16 protein-coding genes are annotated in these 19445 nt (G+C 69.7%); 6 read left to right on the top strand and 10 right to left on the bottom strand.

The features are described from left to right. Window positions 1-108 precede the first annotated feature (108 nt). The 3 genes from V2S85_RS04180 to V2S85_RS04170 all read right to left on the bottom strand — a co-directional run bounded on the left by V2S85_RS04180 (window position 109) and on the right by V2S85_RS04170 (window position 2390). Window positions 109-1086: a FecR family protein gene (locus V2S85_RS04180; RefSeq protein ID WP_330701612.1), complete on the bottom strand. Its 978-nt coding sequence runs from the start codon at window positions 1084-1086 to the stop codon at window positions 109-111. A gap of 99 nt (window positions 1087-1185) precedes the next feature. After that, complete coding sequence (locus tag V2S85_RS04175; RefSeq protein WP_330701611.1) at window positions 1186-1695, bottom strand: RNA polymerase sigma factor; 510 nt, start codon at window positions 1693-1695, stop codon at window positions 1186-1188. Beyond that, window positions 1692-2390 carry a TonB family protein gene (locus tag V2S85_RS04170; RefSeq protein WP_330701610.1) on the bottom strand — a complete coding sequence of 233 codons (699 nt, stop codon included), beginning with the start codon at window positions 2388-2390 and terminating at the stop codon, window positions 1692-1694. Before V2S85_RS04170 ends, V2S85_RS04175 begins: the two co-directional genes overlap by 4 nt. A 149-nt stretch (window positions 2391-2539) precedes the next feature. Between V2S85_RS04170 and V2S85_RS04165 the strand changes: the two genes are divergently transcribed. From V2S85_RS04165 to V2S85_RS04150, 4 genes are all read left to right on the top strand, one after another. Continuing rightward, the gene (locus V2S85_RS04165) at window positions 2540-3046 is read left to right on the top strand and encodes an RNA polymerase sigma factor (RefSeq protein WP_330701609.1); all 507 of its coding nucleotides are present in this window, start codon (window positions 2540-2542) and stop codon (window positions 3044-3046) included. A 106-nt stretch (window positions 3047-3152) separates the two neighbouring features. After that, window positions 3153-4151 carry a FecR family protein gene (locus tag V2S85_RS04160; RefSeq protein WP_330701608.1) on the top strand — a complete coding sequence of 333 codons (999 nt, stop codon included), beginning with the start codon at window positions 3153-3155 and terminating at the stop codon, window positions 4149-4151. Window positions 4152-4272: 121 nt separating this feature from the next. Then, on the top strand, window positions 4273-6765 hold the full coding sequence (locus V2S85_RS04155; protein WP_330701607.1) for a TonB-dependent receptor: 2493 nt from the start codon (window positions 4273-4275) through the stop codon (window positions 6763-6765). An 8-nt stretch (window positions 6766-6773) separates the two neighbouring features. Continuing rightward, a complete protein-coding gene (locus V2S85_RS04150; protein WP_330701606.1) occupies window positions 6774-7460 on the top strand; it encodes an energy transducer TonB in 687 nt (228 codons plus the stop codon). Between the two features lie 3 nt (window positions 7461-7463). Here the strand turns inward: V2S85_RS04150 and V2S85_RS04145 are convergent, their stop codons facing one another. From V2S85_RS04145 to V2S85_RS04130, 4 genes are read right to left on the bottom strand one after another with little or no spacing between them, the layout of a single operon-like run. After that, window positions 7464-8552 carry a cytochrome-c peroxidase gene (locus tag V2S85_RS04145; RefSeq protein WP_330701605.1) on the bottom strand — a complete coding sequence of 363 codons (1089 nt, stop codon included), beginning with the start codon at window positions 8550-8552 and terminating at the stop codon, window positions 7464-7466. A 55-nt stretch (window positions 8553-8607) separates the two neighbouring features. Further along, entirely contained in the window at window positions 8608-9864 is a 1257-nt protein-coding gene (locus V2S85_RS04140; RefSeq protein ID WP_330701604.1) for a DUF3526 domain-containing protein, read from the bottom strand. Next, window positions 9861-11300, bottom strand: a complete 1440-nt coding sequence (locus tag V2S85_RS04135) for an ABC transporter permease (protein ID WP_330701603.1) — start codon at window positions 11298-11300, stop codon at window positions 9861-9863. Before V2S85_RS04135 ends, V2S85_RS04140 begins: the two co-directional genes overlap by 4 nt. Further along, complete coding sequence (locus V2S85_RS04130; RefSeq protein WP_330701602.1) at window positions 11297-12034, bottom strand: ATP-binding cassette domain-containing protein; 738 nt, start codon at window positions 12032-12034, stop codon at window positions 11297-11299. Before V2S85_RS04130 ends, V2S85_RS04135 begins: the two co-directional genes overlap by 4 nt. 172 nt (window positions 12035-12206) lie before the next feature. Here V2S85_RS04130 and V2S85_RS04125 point away from each other — a divergent pair, with 172 nt between their 5' ends. Both V2S85_RS04125 and V2S85_RS04120 read left to right on the top strand, forming a co-directional pair. Beyond that, the gene (locus tag V2S85_RS04125; RefSeq protein ID WP_330701601.1) at window positions 12207-14366 is read left to right on the top strand and encodes a TonB-dependent siderophore receptor; all 2160 of its coding nucleotides are present in this window, start codon (window positions 12207-12209) and stop codon (window positions 14364-14366) included. Between the two features lie 16 nt (window positions 14367-14382). Continuing rightward, complete coding sequence (locus V2S85_RS04120; RefSeq protein WP_330701600.1) at window positions 14383-16197, top strand: M14 family metallopeptidase; 1815 nt, start codon at window positions 14383-14385, stop codon at window positions 16195-16197. Between the two features lie 34 nt (window positions 16198-16231). On the opposite strand, the gene V2S85_RS04115 is transcribed toward V2S85_RS04120, so the two are convergent. The 3 genes from V2S85_RS04115 to metC form a co-directional block, all read right to left on the bottom strand. After that, window positions 16232-16900, bottom strand: a complete 669-nt coding sequence (locus tag V2S85_RS04115; protein ID WP_330701637.1) for a murein L,D-transpeptidase catalytic domain family protein — start codon at window positions 16898-16900, stop codon at window positions 16232-16234. Window positions 16901-17131: 231 nt separating this feature from the next. After that, complete coding sequence (locus V2S85_RS04110; RefSeq protein WP_419198160.1) at window positions 17132-18178, bottom strand: mechanosensitive ion channel family protein; 1047 nt, start codon at window positions 18176-18178, stop codon at window positions 17132-17134. Then, entirely contained in the window at window positions 18163-19383 is a 1221-nt protein-coding gene (metC, locus tag V2S85_RS04105; RefSeq protein WP_330701599.1) for a cystathionine beta-lyase, read from the bottom strand. Before metC ends, V2S85_RS04110 begins: the two co-directional genes overlap by 16 nt. Between the last annotated feature and the right edge of the window lie 62 nt (window positions 19384-19445).

Genomic DNA, 19445 nt, shown 5'->3' with positions numbered 1-19445 from the left:
GAGTGGCCGCAAATGCTGTTGCGATGCACTCTCATAAGTAAAGTCGGAGGTGGACGGCATTTGGAGCCTACCTTCGGTGAAAAAAATTCCGGCGCGGACCGGCGATGCTCAGCGGCTGATGACGATGAACCTGTCCGAGATGCGGACGGAGCGCAGGTCCAGCGTCTTTTCCAGGGCGGCCAGCGCCTCGAGCGGGTGGTCGAGATCGTAGACCCCGTTGACCCGCAGCCGGCCGGCGTCCCCCCGCACGGTCCAGTAGCCGCGCCGCTGCCCACCGATGATCGCCACGACTTCGCCGAGCGGCCGGTCGAACACGATCAGCTTGCCGCGTGTCCAGGCGGTAGCGGCCAGCACGTCGGACCGCGCCGGGCGGGCGATCGCTTGCGCGGTGAAAGTGGTGCTCTCGCCTTCATGGACGACGGCGCTGGCGCCGCCAGAGGTGCGGATGGCGACGCTGTGCTCGATCACGGCGACCTCGGGGTTGCCCCTGGCCTCGCGCACCGAGAATACGGTGCCGAGGGCGGTCACGCTGCCTTCGGCGGTTTCGACGCGGAAGGGATGGCGCGGATCGGGCGCCACCGTGAACTGCGCGGTGCCGCCCAGCAGCGTCGCGATGCGCGCTCCGCCCGAACGCTCGAAGGCGAGGGCGGAACCGCCCGCCAGTATCGCGATCGACCCGTCAGGCAGCGCCACGCTGCGCCGCTCGCCGATGCCCGTGGCGTAGTCGGCGCGCAGCCGGGTCGGCCAGTCCTCGGCGAATCCCAGCAGGGCCAGCGCCAGCGCCGCCGCGATGGCGGGCAGGGCGGCGCGGGGGCGGAGGGCCCGGCGGACGCCGCGCCAGCGGCTCGTCCGGGGCGGGAGGGGCGCCGTCTGCGCCGTCACCGGCAGCGTGGCCATGCGGCGATAGCGCTGCCAGACCGCGTTCTGGCGATCGTACTCCCGGCGATGCTCCGGCACCGCGATCCAGGCGGAGAAGTCGGCCTGCGCGGCCGGGGGCAGCGCCGTGCCGTCCTGCCGGACGATCCAGTCCGCCGCCTGTTCCTCGACGGTCCCGATCGGAGCCTCCGCGTCGTCTTCAATCGCCATCGCGCACCTCATGCCTGGGTTCGACGAAGACGGCGATATCGTGCCGTCCCGTAAGGGTTGTCGGAGTTCGTGCCGATCTGGCGCCCTGCTGGTGCATTTTCAGTCGTCCTGTTCCTGCCCGGCGAGGATGCGGGCGCAGAGCATGAGGGCATGGCGCAGCTGCTTCTCCACCTGCTTGACGTGAATGCCGAGCCGCTCCGCGATCTCCGCTTTCTCGAGCAGTTCGACGTGGCGCATGGCGAAAATCTCGCGGCAGCGCGGCGGCAGGGTGGCCATGGCCCCGTGCAGGCGGTCCAGTTCGTCGCGGCCGGCGGCATGGGCTTCGGGCGAGGGAGCGTCGTCGGCGACGTGCTCGGCGCGGTCCTCGTCCACCAGCCATTGCGACCAGCGCTGCTGCTGCCGCATGGCTTCGGCGCCGAGGTTGCGGGCGATGCCGTGGACGAACGCCTGCACGTCCACGACGCGGCCGGCCTCGATGGCGGGAATGGCGCGTGCGAAGGCTTCCTGCACGATATCGGCAGGCTCGACCGGGGGGCGGACGCGGCGGCGCACGCTGGCCAGCAGCGCGGTGCGGTGCCGGGCGAGCAGGGCCAGCGCCTTGACCGTCACCGCGCGGCCATCTGGCGGCCGGGCCGCACGATCAGGAACTGCAGCGGCATCGAGACGGCCAGTTCGTCAGGCAGTTCGGGCGGAATCTCGGGGAACGGGGCGGAACGCCGGACCTGGGTGAGCGCGGCCCGGTCGAGCAGTGCCCGCCCGGTCGATCGCTCCATCGCGGCGCCCAGCAGGTTGCCGCCGCGATCTATGCGGAACAGCACGGCGCCGTCGCCCTGGTAGTCCCTGAGGCGCGCGGCCTCCGGATAGTGCCGCCGGGCGGCGAGCCGGTCGAACAGCGCCTGGCGATAGTCGTCGATGACGTCGCTCGGCGAGCGGTGTGCCGGTGACTGCGGCAGTGCGGGCATTTCCGCGCCGGGGGCGAGGACTTCCGCTGGCGGAGCGACGATCGCCTGGAGCGGGATCGCCGGCAGCGGGGGCATCTTCGCTTCGGTCTCGGCGGGTTTCCTTGCCGTCTTGCGGGGGCGGGGCGCAGGCTCGACCGGGGGCTGCGGCGCGTGGGACATGATGATGACCTGCTCGGCGACGTGGGCGGTGCGGGTGGGAGCGGGCCGGAACTGTCCCTGGACGAGCACCGCGAGAAGCAGCAGATGGACGAGCGCGGTGACCGCCGCCGCGACCACGCGCGGGCTCGCGCGGCGCAGTCGGCCCCGGCCATGTCCCATCAGCATTTTTGCGAATCCCGGCATGGGCTGCCCCTTACGCATTACTGCAAGTGAATCGCAACAAGGATCGCATATCGGGCTCGGCCGAGGGTAATTTCGGGTTGTTGCGAATAGTTCGCATCTATGGTAGCGGGCCGGCTATTGTCGTCGTTTCTCCCCGGATTCTCGATTTCTTGGACGAACTGTTCCGCCATCGTGCCGCTCTGGTGTGCTATGCGCGGCCGATCGTGCGCGATCGGGCCGAGGCGGAGGACGTCGTCCAGGAGGCGTTCCTGCGGCTCGCCGGATCGAGTGACCGATCGCGTGATGGCGCGGCGCGGGCGGAGGTGCGCAATCCGCTGTCCTACCTCTACCGCATCGTGCGCAACATCGCGCTCGACAAGGTGCGGCGCGACAGGATCGAGCGGCGCGAGGAGGAGGCCCCGCAATGGTGGATGCTTCCGCCGCAGGCCCCCAGCCCGGAGGACGAGGCCGCGCGCGCGCAGATGATCGAGCGGATCGAGCACGTCCTGGGCGAGATGGAGCCGCGCATGCGCCTGGCGCTGGAGATGAACCGGTTCGAGGGTTTCACCCTGCAGGAAATCGCGCAGCGGCTGGGCGTCTCGGTCGCCACCGTGCACCGGCTGGTCCGCGATGCCCTGACCCGCGTGGCACTGATGCTGGGGGAAGACGAGGAATGACGTTTCCGCACGTTCCGCCAGGGAAATCGCGCGCCGGTGAAAAATCCGCGCGCTTCAAGCGTCATCACCGTTGCCCGCACACCGGCAACGCAGCAAGGCAAGGACGATGACTCGCGCCGCACTTTCCAAGGAGACGATGGACACCGCCGTCGGTTTCCTCATGGACGCCCGAGCCGCGCCCGGCGACGCGGCCCTGCGCGGCCGGATCGAGGCCTGGCTGGACGAGGCCGACGACAACCGCCGCGCCTGGCTGCGGGCGCAGCGGGCCTGGGCGATGCTAGGTGAGGTGGAGGCGGGTGAGGCGGAACTGGGTGAGGCGGAATCGGGCGTCCCGGCCCCGTCGCCCGCCCAGGTGATCGCTTTCCCGGCGCCGCGCGAGCGGCCGGGACGGCGGCGGGTGTGGGTGACGCTGGGGGCGCTGGCCGCCTCGGTCGCGCTGGCGCTGGCTGCCTCTCCTTCGCTGCTGCTGCGGATGCGCGCCGACTATGCGACGGGCACCGGAGAAATCCGCGACGTCCGGCTGGCCGATGGCAGCGTGGTGCGGCTGGGCGCGCGCAGTGCGATCGATGCGGACTTGTCGGGCGGCGTCCGCCGGGTCCGCCTCCTGGCCGGCGAGGCCTGGTTCGATGTCGCCCGCGATCCCGCGCACCCCTTCGTCGTCGATGCCGATGATGTGGAGACGCGGGTGCTGGGCACCGCGTTCGAGGTTCGTGCGAAGGCGCTGGCGACCGAGGTTGGCGTCGCGCGCGGGCATGTGCGGGTCACCGCCGCCGCCGGTCGCCGCGATCTGCTGCCGGGCGACCGGGTGACGGTCGACCGCGCCGATGGCCGCATGCGCGCGCAGAAAGTGCCGGTCGGCTCGCTGGCCAGCTGGCGCGACGGCCATGTCTTCGCGGACGATGCGACGGTGGGCGAGATCGTCGAGGAACTGCGGCGCTACGACAAGGGCTGGATCGTGCTGGCGGACGGGGCGCTGGCGTCGCGGCGGATCACCGGGCTCTACGATGCGCGCGATCCCGGCCGGGCTCTGGAGGCGGTCGTCGCGCCCGCCGGCGGCACGATCACGCACGTCACCCCGTACCTGACGATCATCCGCGCCCGCTGATCCGGCGTTTTTCACGCCGATGCAGAAAAAATCCGCATCGACGTGAAAAAGATTCGCGAGCGCCCCGTCTACCTCGCGATTGCAACGCAATTGCAATATCAGATCAATCTGGGGGTCATATATGACAATCTTTCTGCGTGGCGGGCTGCGTCCCCGCCGTGATGCTCTGCGCCCTGCGCTGCTGGCGACTGCTCTGGGAACGGGCCTGATCGCCCTGGCCGTTCCGGCCCAGGCGCAGGATGCGGCATCCAGTGCGGGCCAGGCCGCGACGCGCCGCTTCGACATTCCCGCACAGTCGCTGGCGAGCGCGATCAACATGTTCGGCCGCCAGTCCGGTCTGCAGGTCACCGCCGAGGCGGCGGTCGTCAACGGCGTGCGCAGCCAGGCGGTGCAGGGCGACATGCCCGCGATCACCGCGCTCAGCCACATGCTGTCGGGCACCGGCGTCACCTGGCGCATGGCGGGCGGCACGATCGTCCTGATCGCGGCACCGCGCGGCGGCGACGGCGCCGTCCAGCTCGGCTCGGTGCGGGTCGAGGGCGGCGCGGCCGGTACGGGTACTTACTCCGGCTCCCCCGACCTGCCGCCCGCCTATGCCGGCGGCCAGGTCGCCACGGGCGGCCAACTCGGGCTACTGGGCAATGTCGGCGTGATGGACACGCCGTTCAACGTCACCCGCTACACCAGCGAACTGATCGAGAACCAGAACAGCCGCAGCCTGCTCGACGTGCTCGACAACGATCCCTCGATCCGCGCCAGCGGCGCGCGCGACGGCGAGACCACCACCGTCATCCTGCGCGGCTTCGAGCTTACGGGGCGCGAAGTCCTCGTCAACGGCATGTTCGGCGCCTCCGACACGCGCGGCACGATGATCGAGGCGGTCGAGCGGGTCGAGGTCCACAAGGGACCGAGCGCGATGCTCAACGGCGTCAGCCCCTGGGGGTCGTCCTATGGCGGCTCGATCAACTACGTGCTCAAGCGTGCCGGCGACACGCCGCTCAACCGCGTGACGGCGACATATGCCTCGGAAAGCCAGTTCGGCGCCAACCTCGACGTGTCGCGCCGGTTCGGGGCGAACAAGGGCTTCGGCGTGCGCGTCAACGCGGTCTGGCGCGACGGCGCCACCGACGTCGATCACACCGACAACCGCTCGGCCATGCTCGCCGCCGCGCTCGACTATCGCAGCGACGACTTGCGCGTGACGATCGACCTCGGCCACCAGGACCGGCTGCTGAAGGGCGGCTGGAGCAGCACCCGCATCAGCTCCAGCGTCGCCGTGCCCAAGGCACCCGATGCGCGCACCAACTCCAAGCAGAAGTGGGAGTTCTGGGACGGCCAGAACGACTACGCCATCGGCCGCATCGAGTACGACTTCGCGCCGGGCTGGACTGCCGCTGCCGCCTATAGCCGCAACCAGTCGGATGAACTCTACATCCAAGTGATCGACAGCATCAGCAACGCGAACGGCAACAAGAGCGGCTACCCCTACTGGATTCCCGCGCGCAGCCGCAACGAAAGCTACGAAGGCTCGGTCAAGGGCAAGTTCGATACCGGCCCGATCGCGCACAGCGTCTCGGTGATCGCCTCGGCCAACAATGCAAAGCGCGGCCAGCTGAACTACTACATCGCGAACTGCACCACCGGTTGCGCGGCCTCGAACATCTACACCCCGATCTATTACCCGGCGCCCGATACCAGCGCCTTGAGCAAGGATGCCGGGCGCCTGACCTCTCAGTACGACTACGAGGGACAGGCCGTGGCCGACATCATGACCATGGCCGATGACCGCGTCGTGCTGATGGTCGGCGCGCGGCGTCAGAAGGTGGGGCAGAAGACCTTCTCGACCGCCGGTGCCCTGACCCGCCGCTACAACCGCAGCCGCGTGTCGCCCTCGGTCGGGATGGTGGTGAAGCCGGTGGAGAACCTCTCGGTCTATGCCAGCTACATCGAATCGCTCAATCCGGGCGGCATCGCCAGCAGCTACTACGCCAATGCCGGCGACATCTTCATGCCCTTCGTCACCGACCAGTACGAGGCCGGTGTGAAGTACGACCTCGGCACTTTCACCGTCACCGCCGACGTGTTCCAGATCGCGGTGCCGAGCGCGGTCGAAGTGGCCAGCACCACCGGCGGCTCGCCGACGCTCGAATACGACGGCCTGCAGCGCAACCGGGGGATCGAGCTGAACCTGTTCGGCCAGCCCTTCGACCACCTGCGCCTGCTTGGCGGCGTGATGTACCTCGACGCCGAAATGACGAAGACCGAGGGTGGGCTCAACGACGGTCGCCGCGCGCGCGGTTCGCCGGAGTTCAACGTCAACCTCGGCGCCGAATGGGACGTGCCGATGGTGCCGGGCCTGACCGTGACCGGCCGCGTCGTCTACACCAGCCGCGAGTACATCGACCTCACGACCACCAGGGCACGCAGCATCCCTGCCTGGACGCGCGTGGATGCCGGTATCCGCTATGCCTTCGAGGCGGCAGGACGGCCGATGCAGCTGCGCCTGACCGCCGACAACCTGTTCGACCGCAACTACTGGGCGGCGGCGTCGCGCGGGGTGCTGACGATGGGGGCGCCGCGCTCGATCCGCGCGTCGCTCGCCATCGACTTCTGACCGGGGCGATGGCCTATCGCCAATCCCCGGCGGACCGCCTGCGCGGGTTGTCGATCACGCTCCTCCTGCACGTCTGTGCGGGGGGAGCGTTGCTCGTCGGGTGGTCGTTCGCGGCGGCGGCGCCGCCGCTGCGCGATCCGCTGACGGTGATCGACCTTGCCGCCCCCGCCTCGCCGCCCCAGCCCGAGCGGGACACCCGCAAGGATGCGCCCGAGCCGGTGGAGCAGCAGGATCCGTCGCCGCCCGTGCCCCGGCGGATCGAGGTGCCGCAGGCCGCGGTCACGCTCGCCCCGCCGCTGCCGGCGGCGCGCCCCGTGGAGGCCACGCCGCCGCGACCAGCGCAGGCGGAGGCGGCCGCGCCAAAGGCGATCGAGGCGCCGCCCGCCGCCACCGTGTCCTCCAACGCCCCCGACAGCTGGGAAGGCCGCGTCCTTGCCCGGCTCGCCAGCCGCAAGCGTTATCCGGGCACGGCCCGCGCGCGGCGCGAACAGGGGGTCGTCTGGGTCCGCATCACTATGGACCGCAAGGGCCGCGTGCTCTCCGCCGTGCTGGCACAGGGATCGGGCAGCGCCGGGCTCGACCGCGAGGCGCTGGCCCTCCCGCGCCGCGCGGACCCGCTGCCCGAGCCACCGAAGGAGCGCGGCGGAGAGACGCTGGACCTGGTGGTGCCGGTCGAATTCATGCTGCCGCGCTGAAGCTCAAAGCACCCGCAGGAAGGCGACGAGCGCCTCGCGGTCCTCACGCGTCAGGTCGCGGGGCTTCAGCAGCGGATCGGCCTGCGGCGGCGGCGCGGCCTCGCCCGCCGCCTGTCGCTCCGGGTTCGGTCCGCCGCCGCCGGCGTAGAACATCACCACCGGCTCCAGGAACGGGAAGAAGCCGTTGTGCATGTAGGGCCGGGTATGGATCAGCCCGCGCAGGGTGGGGGTGCGGAACGCCCCCACGTCCTGTGCCCGCCCGGTGACCAGCCAGCGCCCGAGATCCTGCCGCGCCGTGCCGTAGAAGCCGAGGCCCAGGTTGTGGAAGCGATCGTCCGTCAACAGCGCGCCGCTGTGGCAGTTGGCGCATCCGGCCTTCGTGCGGAAAAGGTGAAGGCCCCGAAGCTCCTGGTCGCTCAGCACGCCGGGCCCTTGGGCGAACACCCGGTCCCAGCGGTTGCGGGGCGGGGCCAGGCTGCGCTCGTAGGCGGCGATCATCGCGGCGATATCGGCCAGGCGAATCCGGCGCGAGCCGATCAGGCCCGCGAAGGCCTGCCGGTAGCCGGGCTGCCGGTTGATCCATCGCTCGACGCGGGCCCGGTCGCCGGCCATCTCCAGCGGATCGGACAGCGGCCCCAGCACCTGCCCTTCCAGCGAGGCCTCGCGCCCGTCCCAGAACAGGGCGTGCGTCCATCGCGCCGCGAACAGCGCCGGGGCATTGCGGCGCCCGCGCTGGCGATCGTGGCCGAACGAGGTCCGCAGCCCGTCCGTGAACCCCATCTCGGCATTGTGGCACGAGGCGCAGGCGATCTGGCCGGAACCGGAAAGCCGGGGCTCCTCGAACAGTCGCTGCCCGAGCGCGATCCGTGCCGCATCGGCCGGAGACGCTTCCGGCGTTTCGGGCACCGGCGCGAATTCGGTGAAACGGGCGCCGGGTTCGAGCCATGGGCGGGGCCAGCTCTGCGGCGGTCCCGCATAGAGCGCCCGCAGTGCCGCGTCCGGCGGGGCCGGGGCGCCGGTCGCCCGCAGCGCGACCAGCAGTACCCCGGTGGAGGCCGCGAGCACGGCGCGGCGGATGGTGGAAGCAGGCACGGGTTCACTCGCACGATGGACGGGCCCCCATAGACGCGCGAGCGGGCGATTGTTTTCAGGTCTTCGAATCGAAACGCGGAGCGCGTTCGAAATCCGCCTTGCCGAACGGGCGGTCGCGGAACAGGTAGCCATAATAGAACGCGCGCAGGCGGCGGTGATAGTCGCGGATATGGTCGCGATAGGCGATCTGGGCGGCGAGGTCGGTCCGCGCCATCCGGGTCAGCAGCGCCTGCACGCCGACCGAAGGCAGTATCCAGCCGAGGCCGCGCGCGGCCCGGTCGCGGGTTTCGAGGCCCTGGCGATAGGCGTGAACCTTGGCGGACACGCTCTCGTCGCCGACCTGGTGGAAGGCGAAGTACCACTTGTAGTGGAACGCCGTGCCCAAAGGCGCGGAATCGGCCCACTGCGGGTGGCTGGCGTAGAACCGGCGCATCGTCTCCTCGCGCGGGATGTCCCACGCGTGGTTGACGGCCTCGCGCTGGGCGAGGGCGATCTCGGCGCCCTGTTCCAGCGGGACCGCACGGTCGATCGCGACGTGGCCGAGCGTCGGCAGGACGAGGACGAGCACCAGCCAGAGCGCGGCCAGGCTGGCGGCATTGGCGACGCTGCTCCAGCGAAGGCGCCCGACCAGAGCACAAAGGCCGGCCCAGAACAGCAGGTAGGCGAGGATCAGCAGCAGGATCGCGAGGATTGCCGTCGCTTCCACGCCCGAGATCGCGGCGGTAAAGGCGAAGGGTACGCCGAGCACGGACCAGAGCAGCGCGAGGCGAAGCCATGCGCGGCGGCGCCACAAGGCCGCGCCGCCGTGCGGCAGCGCCGCCAGGGTACGCCATCGCCCGGCTTCGCGCTCGGCCGAAATCAGGTCATGGCACAAGGCGATGACGAAGAGCGGGGCCAGGAACACCAGCACGAAGGCGAAGTCGAAGCGGCCGGGCAGGGCCAGTTCGGGGTTGAAGGTGTCGCCGTCGTATATCTGCGCTTCAAGCCCCAGCGCCCGCACGCGAAGAATGTAGGGCGCCACGTCGCGCATCCCCAGCGCTGCGAAGGCCAGCGGGGCAGGCGCGTCCCAGGTCGGGTGGAAGCTGTAGTAGGCGGCGCTCCCGGCATCCTTCTGCTTGTCGACCCAGGCGGCGATGGCGCCGATGTCCTCGGCCTGCGCGGCGGGAATGGCGGCGATGGCGGCGCGCTGGCGAGATGTCTCGGCCATTCCGGCGGCCAGCGCGGCCACGGTCAGCACTGCGAGCAGGGCGAGCGCGATGACGGCAAGGCGCTGGCGCAGCAGCAGGCGGGCTTCATGCATCCACAAGGTCATTGGCGCGCTCCCATGCGGCGGGTGGCGAAGGCGAGCAGGGCTCCGGCAAGCCCAAGCCAGCCCAGGATCACGACAAGTCCGGGCAGCGCCCGCGCCGCGAGCGCCGCACCGCCGGGCGCGTGATACGTGAAGTCGGGCATGTCACCCCAGTTTCCGGCGCCGATGCGCTTGCGGCGGTCGGCGCCCGCATCGCTGGCGGTGTCATCGGCGTAAGTGACGCCGTCCGCCTGCAGCCGGTTGAGGCGCTGGACCAGATCATAGCGATAGGCCTCGGCCTGTTCGAGAAAGCCGCGATGGGCCGCGAAATCGGTCCCCGCCGCCGCCATCGACAGCGAGCGCAGCGCGATCGCCGGGCTGACCACGCCCACCGCGCGGATCATGGCGTTCTGCCTCTGCTGCGCGGCATGGCTCTCGCCGCTGTAGCGGTCGAACAGGGCGGAGGTGATCCGCTCGCCCTCCATCGCCAGCAGGCCCTTGTAGTTGACCGGCAGGTCTTCCACCCGCGCCACGCCGTGGCGCCGCAGGACCGATCGCTTGAACGCGGCGAAGTGCGGATCATCGGGGTTGTGGGCATCGCCCAGCCTGCGCAAGTCGCGGGCGATCGCCACCTCGGTCTGGAGGCGGTTCTGCAGCGGCACCGCCGCGCTGGCAACGTCGGGCGCGACGCGCGGCAGCAGCACCACGCTCACCGCCCAGATCGCGACAAGCGCGAGCAGTGCGTCGCGGCTGCGGCCCGCCAGCGCGGAAACCAGTACGATGACGGTGACCCACAGCAGCAGCCATGCGCCATAGCCCAGCACGATCGCCGCCGTCGGCAGGATCGCGGCGCCGGATGTCGCCGCCAGCACCGCAAGGCCCAGGAATGCAGGCAGCGCCACCAGCAGGGCGACCGTGCCAAGCGCGCGCAGCTTGCCGCGCACGATCGCCCCGCGCGCGGCGCCCTGCATCATCAGCACGCGCAAGGTGCCGCGTTCGGTCTCACGCGCGATGGCGCCGTAGCCGAGGAAGATCAGCAGGAGCGGCGCCACGGTCTGCAGCACGAAGGCCGGGGTCAACTGGCCGAAGCGCACCAGCAGCGTGCTCTGGTTGACGTCGCCGAAGTTCGCGGTGTTCTGCCGGTGGCCTTCGAGGAACATCGAATTGCCGGTGAAGGCATCGACGCCCGGATCGAAGGCGGCAAGCGCGCTCAGCGGGCGAAAGATGAAGGTGCCGTAGTGGACCATGCGGTGCGGATGCCGATCGGGCTGCGCATCGAAGGCCTGTTCGGCCGCATGCTGGTGGCGGGCGCGCAAGTCCTCGATCCCACGCTGGTGCGCCCAGGAACTCGCCACCGCCACCAGCGTGAGCAGCACCAGCAGGGCGCAGGCGATCACGGCCACGCGGTTGCGGCGCATCAGCCGCAATTCGTCGCGGGCGACCAGAGCCGCCGCGTTCATGCCGCCAGCCCTTGCGCGGCGACCGCGAAGCGGGCGTGCAGCGCGCGCACATCGAAACGCCCGGGGCCTTGCGCGGCCACGTCCTCGACGATGCGTCCGGATTCGAGGAAGCAGATGCGGTCGGAGATATCGGCGGCGCCGAGCAGGTCGTGCGTCACCATCAGCACCGCCGTGCCGCGTGCGCGCACCGCAAGGACGAGCGCGTTGAAGTCAGCCGTGGCGCGCGGGTCGAGGCCGGAGGTGGGCTCGTCGAGCAGCAGCACCGGCACTTCGCGCAGCAGGGCGACGGCGATGGCCACCTTCTGGCGCATGCCCTTCGAAAAGGCACCGAGGCGCTGGTCCCAGCCGCGCTCCTGCAGTCCGGCGGCGGCGAAAGCCCCGGCGATGGCCGTGCGGTCCTGGTTTCCGCCGGAAAGCGCCAGCAGGTACTGCGCGTTCTCCACGGCGGTCAGGTGCTCGTACAGCGCGACGTTCTCGGGGAGATAGGCGATGCGGCGCCGGGCTTCGTCGGGCGTGGTGCCGGGATCGATATCGCAGACCGAGACACGGCCCGAACGCGCCTTCACGAAGCCGAGCAGCGCCGACAGCGTGGTCGACTTGCCTGCGCCATTGCCACCGAGCAGGGCCGTCACGCTTCCCGCCGGCACGGACAGGGAAAGTCCATCCAGAACGCGGTGGTCGCCGTAAGTCACGGCAAGCTTCTCGGTCATAATCGGCGGCGGGGTTTCGGTCATAATGTTTCCCGATCATTGCTGAAAACGTGGGATTTCTGCGGATTTCACGGCTTCCTGCCTTAATGAAGGTTATGATGCAACATATCATTGACGACCCGTCTACGGCCTGACAGAAGCCCGACCCGATCGAGGGGGCACGTCGCTCTCGCGGCCTGTTCATCGTGGGGATCGCATGCTTCGTTTTGCCAAGGACCGCCGGCTGCTGGCCGGAACTCTGCCGTTCGCCATGGCGCTGGCGCCCTGCGGCGAAGCCGGAGCCGAAGAGGCCGGGTTCGAGGGCGAGGAGCGCAGCGAAGTGATCACGGTGACCGGCGTGCGCCAGGCTTATCGCGGCAACTTCGCGGTTTCGGAAATCCCGCAGTCGATCGCCGAGATCGACGCGGAGACGCTGGAGCAGAACGGCATCCAGCGCCTGACCGACGCGCTCGACCTCAATGCCTCGGTCGTGCGGCAGAACACGCTGGGCGGCCTATGGGATTCCTTCGCGATCCGCGGTTTCGCGGGGGATGAGAACATGCCGAGCGGCTACCTCGTCAATGGGTTCAACGGTGGGCGCGGTTTCGGCGGGCAGCGCGATGCGGCGGGGATCGAGCGGGTCGAGGTGCTCAAGGGCCCCGCCGCGGCGCTGGTCGGGCGCGGCGAGCCGGGCGGCACGATCAACCTGGTGACCAAACAGGCCGAAATCGGCCGCACGTTCGGCAGCGCCGCGATCCAGTACGGCAGCTGGGGCCGGGTGCGCGGCGAGGCGGACGTCAACGTCGCGCTGACCGGCGGCCTCACCGCGCGCCTGATCGGCTATGCCGAGGATGGCGACACTTTCCGCGATCACGTCCACCAGATGCGCTGGGGCTTCCTGCCCTCGATCGGGCTGGCGATCGGCCCCGATACCCGGCTGACGTACGACTTCGAGAAGACCCGCGTGGAAGTGCCGTTCGATCGCGGGATCGTGGTGCTGGACGGCGATTTCGGCACCGTGCCGCGTTCGCGCTTCCTGGGCGAGCCGGGGGACGGCGATACCGTGGCGCGCGCGCAGGGGCACCAGCTTCGCCTGCAGCATGAATTCAGCGATCGCTGGAGCCTGCTGGTCGGCGGCAGCATCCGCGACACGCTGCTTACCGGTTCCTCATCGGACGCCGAGACGGTCGCCTCGCGCCAGGCGCTTTACGGCGATGGCCGCTCGCTTTCGCGCCAGCGCCGCTCGCGCCGGTACGATGCGGAGCACAAGGTCGTCCGCGCCGAACTCGCGGGCGAATTCGAAACCGGTGCGCTGCGCCACCGCGTGCTGATCGGCGCCGACCATGACGAGTTCACTTACGTGAACTACTTCACCCGCTATCGCCCGCCGACGCTGGCCTCCAACCCGACCGAGCAGCAGGGCAACGTCATCGACATCCTCGATCCGGTCTATGGCCGCTTTCCGCTGCCGACCACCTCCGTCATCACCGATCGCACCGACCGCCAGCGCGCGACGGGCGCCTATGTGCAGGACCAGGTCGCGGTCACCGAGCGGCTGCAGGTCCGCATCGGGGGGCGCTACGACCGGGTGACGCTGGAGACCGACAATCGCCTGAGCGGCGTCAACAGCCGCCGCAAGCACAGCCGCTTCAGCCCGCAGGCGGGCATGGTCTACAGGCTGAGCGATCCGCTGACGGTCTATGCCGCCTATGGACAGGGCTTCCGCGCCAATGTCGGCACCGACGTGAACGGCGTGATCTTCGATCCCGAGACCAGCGAATCGATCGAGGCGGGGCTGAAGCTCACCCTGCTGGGCGGCGCGCTCAACGGGACGCTGGCGGCGTTCCAGTTGACCAAGGCCAACGTGCTGGCCACCGACCCCAATTCTCCCGGCTATTCGCTGGCCATCGGCAAGGCGCGCAGCCGGGGCGTCGAGTTCGACCTGAACGGCCGCCTGCCGGGCGGCATCGACGTGCTGCTCAGCTATGCCTACGTGGATGCCGAGGCGCGTTCGAGCATGAAGGATCCGAACTACCAGCTTCAGATCAGCCCCGGCGATCCGCTCATCAATATTCCCAGGCACAACCTCAACCTGCAGCTCTCCAGGGCTTTCGCGATCGGCCGGCGCAAGGCGCAGATCGGCGCGGGGATGCAGCATGTCGGCAAGCGATCGGGAGAGACGGGCACCGGCTTCATGCTGCCCTCGCACACGCTGTTCCGCCTGTTCGGCAAGGTGGAGGTGCTGGAGCAGCTCGAACTGTTCGGCTCGGTGACCAATCTGTTCGACGAACACTGGTACGCCAACAGCTATTCGCCCTTGTGGGTGCAGCCCGGCACGCCGCGCAGCGGCACCGTCGGCCTGCGCGCCCGGTTCTGAAGGGCTGGACGGATCGATGTTGAAGTTCGCCGTTCTCGCCGCCTCTCTCGCCGCTGCCGCAACCAACGCTGCTGCGGCAGAGCCGTCACCGCCCGCCGTGCTGCCGCCCGCGCTTGCGTGGTCGGGGGCGAGCGGGAAGCTGGTCGTCCCGGCGGACGATCCGTGGATCACCCCCGCCGAGGCCGCCGGTTTCCGCACCACGCCGCGCTACGACGAGGTGCGCGGCTGGCTCGACAAGCTGGCCCGGGCCTCGCCGCTGATCCGTGTGGAGAGCTTCGGCAAGACCGGCGAAGGCCGCGACCTGCTGATGGTGCGTGCCAGTAATTCCGGAACCGGCAAGGGCGGTTCCGGCAAGCCCGTCGTGCTCGTGCAGGCAGGCATCCACGCGGGCGAGATCGACGGCAAGGACGCGGGCCTCATGCTGCTGCGCGACATCGCGATGCGCGGCAAGCAGGGCCTGCTCGACAAGGTCGACCTGGTCTTCGTGCCGATCCTCAACATCGACGGGCACGAACGGGCGAGCCCGTGGAACTTCCTCCATGTGCGCGGCCCCGAGGCCAAGGGCACCGAGGGCAACGCGCGCGGCATCAACCTCAATCGCGACTACGCCAAGCTCGACACGCCCGAAGTGCGCGCCATGGTGGCGCTGCTGCGGCGGCTGGACCCTGTGCTCTATATCGACTGCCACGTCAGCGGCGGCTTCGACATGCAGTACGACGTGACGTACACATATGCCGGGTGGGGCAAATATGCGCGCCACCGCGCCACCGCGCTCTGGCTGGAGCAGCGCTTCGGCCCCGGCGTAAAGGCCGCACTGACCCGCGCCGGGCACGAGCCGGCCATCTACCCCAGCCCGATCGACACGCGCGATCCGGGCAAGGGCATCCGCTACAGCCCCGAAGGCCCGCGCTACTCGACCGGCTACGGCGACTTCATCGGCGTGCCGACGGTGCTGGTCGAGAACCACATGCTCAAGCCCTATCGCCAGCGCGTGCTGGGCACTTACGTGCTGCTGGAGGCTGCCCTGAAGCTGGCGGCGCAGGACGCCGGCCGTATCGCCGAGGCCAAGGCGATCGACCGCGCCGATCGCCCGGTGCGCCTGCTCACGCGGTGGGCACCCGCGCAGCAGCCGATCGGCTGGGTGGACAAGTTCAAGGGTGTCGCCTTCGAGACGTATGCCTCGCCGGCGACCGGCCGGCTGGAGCAACGTTTCACCGGCAGGCGGATCACGTTCCGGATGCCGATCATCGGCCAGGACGCGGTGGAATCGGTTCGCCTGCCCCAGGCCTGGCTGATCCCGGCGGCCCAGACCGAAGCGATCGAAAAGTTGCGGCTCCACGGTATCGCTTTCGAGCCGCTTGCCGAGGATCGGACGCTGCCGATCGACACGGTGTACCTTCATGACGTGAAGCTGGCCCCCGCTCGCGACGGGCGCATTCCGGTGCAGGCGCGCTTCACGCACGAGGCGGGCGAGGCGACCATCCCGGCGGGTACGATACGCGTTCCCGCCGACCAGCCGCTCGGCCTGTTGGCGGCGGCGCTGCTGGAGCCGGAAAGCCAGGACAGCTTCCTCGCCTGGGGCCTGTTTCCCGAAGTGCTGTCCGCACCGGCGGGGACCGAGGATTTCGTGATGGCGCCGATCCTCGACGCGCTGCTGGCCTCGGACGCCAAGGTGCGCGCGGATTTCGATCGCAAGCTGGCGGCCGATCCGGAATTCGCCGGGGACGCCGACGCCCGGATGACATGGCTGGCCGCGCGGCTGCCCCATCGCGATGCGTTCAGTCGCGCCTATCCGGTAGGACGGGAAATGCGGGAACGTCAGCCCGAGTGAGTTCCGCGTGTCCGGACTTCCCGCGAATGGCCTCTCAAGCCCGGGCGGCGAAGATCATCCGGCCCTTGCCGAGGAAGGAGAACACATCGTCGAGCTTGTTCTCGCCCACGGCGAAACAGCCCTGGCTGCGGCCGAGCTTGCCATGGGCGCGGATCATGTCCTCATTGGCGTACCATGCGCTATGGATCACGACCGCGCGATCCAGCGCGTTGCTGTTGGTGGCGTCGAGGCCGATCAGCCGCTGCGAGCGCCCGTGCTTGCCCACGTAATAGTCCTCGGTCAGGAAGGCTCCTTCGCTCGACGCGTTGGAGCCGAATGCGTTGGAGAACCGCTCTACGAATCCGGTATGGTGCGGGTCGGAGCCGGACCCATGTGCCACCAGCAGCCGAGAGGCCTTGCCATCGACGACGTCGAGGAAGTGCATCCGCATATCGGAGGAGGACGCCGAAAAATCGACGATGGCGATCCGGTCGCGCGCCTTGATCCGGGCGGAATGCCGGTCGAGCGACGCGAGGGCCTTGCGCAAGAGGCCGGGATCGACCGTCGAGAACGCCCTTGGCGGACGGTCGCCGCGCACGGCTGCGGGTATGCTGGGCGCCGTTGCTGCCGGCGCGCCGGGCATCGCGCCCGCCGCGGTGGATTTCAGGGGCGAAGAAGAACGCGAGCAGGCGCCGACCACCATGGCCGCGCCAGCCATCATCATCGCCCTGCGATGCATTGTGGTTTCATGCTGGGCCATGAGCGCGATATGGGGACGGGCCCGGCGAATGGAAGAGGGGAATTACCCTTAATAAACAATGGAATATGGTCAGTCGTGCACATTTTCGGATCGACCGGGCATGGATCGACCCGGCAAAAGATGGCCCGCCGTCCGCCCGCAAGGGCATCCGTCCGGCCACCGGGCGGCAAGTGCAGGCGCCGTCGCCGCTACCGGTCAATCGGCGTCCGGATCGTCCCTGCGCCCGCGCAGCGCCGCGATAACTTCGCGCATCGTCTCGGTGTCGCGCAGGTTGAGGTCGCGCTGGGGGAAGGGCACCTTGATGCCGTTGTCCCGCATGAGCCTCCACAACCCCTTCAGGACGTCGGAACGCACGTTTCCGGTGCCTTCCTCGGGGTCGGTGATCCAGACGTGGATCACGAAAGCGACACCGTTCTCGGCGAAGCTATCCAGCCAGACGGTCGGCGGCGGGGCCTTCAGCACCCGCTTCACCGATCCCGCTGCCTCCAGCATCAGCGTCTCGGCAAGCGCGATGTCGGATGTGTAAGGCACCACCACGGGAACCTGGATACGCACGTTCTTCGACGAGTATGACCAGTTCTCCACCTGATTGATCATCAGGTTCTCGTTGGGGATCAGGTATTCCTTCTGGTCGCGCGTGGTGAGCGAGACGGCGCGGATGCCGATGCGGCGGATCTGGCCGAAGGTATACTTGCCGCCCTGGTCGGTGATGGCGATGACGTCGCCCGGCTTGATCGACTTGTCCATCAGCAGGATGATCCCGGCGATCAGGTTGCCGAAGGTCTTCTGCAGGCCGAAGCCGATCGCCAGCCCGAACGCCCCCGAGAACACCGTCAGCGCGGTCAGGTCCAGCCCCAGCACGTCCAGCCCGACGAGGATCGCCACCGTCCAGATCAGGATCGCGGCCATCTTCTCGATCAGCAGCCGCTGCGTCAGATCGAGCCGGGTGGCGCGCGCCAGCAGGCGGCTCGACAGGCGGCTGGCGCCCCAGGCGATCGAGATGACCAGCGCCAGAACCCCGACGACGACCACGAAGTCCCACACCGAGAATCGCGTCGCCCCGACCTGGACCGCCAGCCCGTCGAGCGTGTCGATCACGCCGCCCACGGCGTCGCTGCGGGCCGAGACGACCTTGCGGATGCCTTCGGCGCCCGCCATCGGCTCGGCATGGCCGGTCGCCATGGCGGTCGCCGTCGCGGTGGGGCCCGGCGTCGTGACGGCGGCGGTCAGGGGGTTCGCCACGCGGCCAGTGCCTGCTCGATGTCGGCGATGAGGTCGGCGGACGCCTCCAGCCCGATGGCAAGGCGCACGCCGTGGCGGTCGGCGGCGTCGGCAGGTGCCGGCGGCCAGGCCATGCGGCTGCGGTAGGCGGTCGGCTCGATCGGGATGGCGAGGCTTTCGAACCCGCCCCAGGAATAGCCGATGCCGAACAGGCCCAGCGCATCGATGAAGCGGTTGCGCGCGGCGGCGTCACCGCCCCGGAACACGAAGCTGAACAGGCCGCAGCCACCGGTGAAGTCGCGCCGCCACAGATCGTGGCCGGGCGCGCCCGGCAGCATCGGGCAGAGCACTTGCGCCACTTCCGGCCGGCCGGCCAGCCACTGCGCCACCGCCAGCGCGCTCTGCGTCTCGTGCGCCAGCCGCAAGTGCAGGGTGCGCAGGCCGCGCAGTGCCAGCGCGGCGTCGTCGGGCGAGACCACGTTGCCCAGCTGCTGCGCCCGCGCGCGCAGTTTCTCGTAAAGCGCCGCGCCCGCGCTGGCGCTGCCCATCATCAGGTCCGAATGGCCGCCGACATGCTTGGTCAGCGCCATCAGCGTGATGTCGATCCCGTGCTCCAGCGCGGCGAAGCCCAGCGGGCTCGCCCAGGTGTTGTCGAGCACCGAGACGGCGCCCTTCTCGCGCGCGATACGGGCGAGGGCGGGCAGGTCGCACATCTCCATCGACAGGCTGCCCGGCGCCTCCAGCAGCACCGCGCGGGTGCGCTCGCAGAAGGCGTCGGCATAGCCGTCGAGGTCGAGCGGGTCGAAGAAGCGCGGCTCGATCCCGAGGTCGGTCAGCAGGCCCTTGCCCATCGACCGGGTCGGGTCATAGGCGTTGTCGCTGATGAGCACGACGTCGCCCGGCCGCAGCAGCGTCAGCATGACCCCGGCGATCGCGGAAACGCCGGAGGGGTAGAGCATCGTCCCCGCCGCGCCCGGTTCCAGCGCGGTGAGCGCGTCGGCGAGCGCCCATTGCGTCGGCGCGCCCCGGCGGCCGTAGAAGAAGCGGCCGTCCTCGTTGGTGCGCGGCCCCTGAGCCAGCGCGGTGGTATCGGCGTAGAGATGCGTGCTGGCGCGCCAGACGGGCGGATTGACCACCGGCCCGGTCCATTCGGGGCGCCGCCCGGCACCGACGATCCGGGTCGCTGCCTCAAGGTCGTCCGGGCGCTTGCTGTTATCCAATGTCATCTCCGCTGTTCAGGCGGCGACACTAGGACATTTTTCGCGGGCGGGGGAAGCGTTTACCGTGC

This window comes from Novosphingobium resinovorum (genome assembly GCF_036352595.1).
GTDB classification, from domain to species: Bacteria; Pseudomonadota; Alphaproteobacteria; order Sphingomonadales; family Sphingomonadaceae; genus Novosphingobium; species Novosphingobium resinovorum_B.
This window is presented reverse-complemented; position numbering and strand designations above follow the sequence as displayed.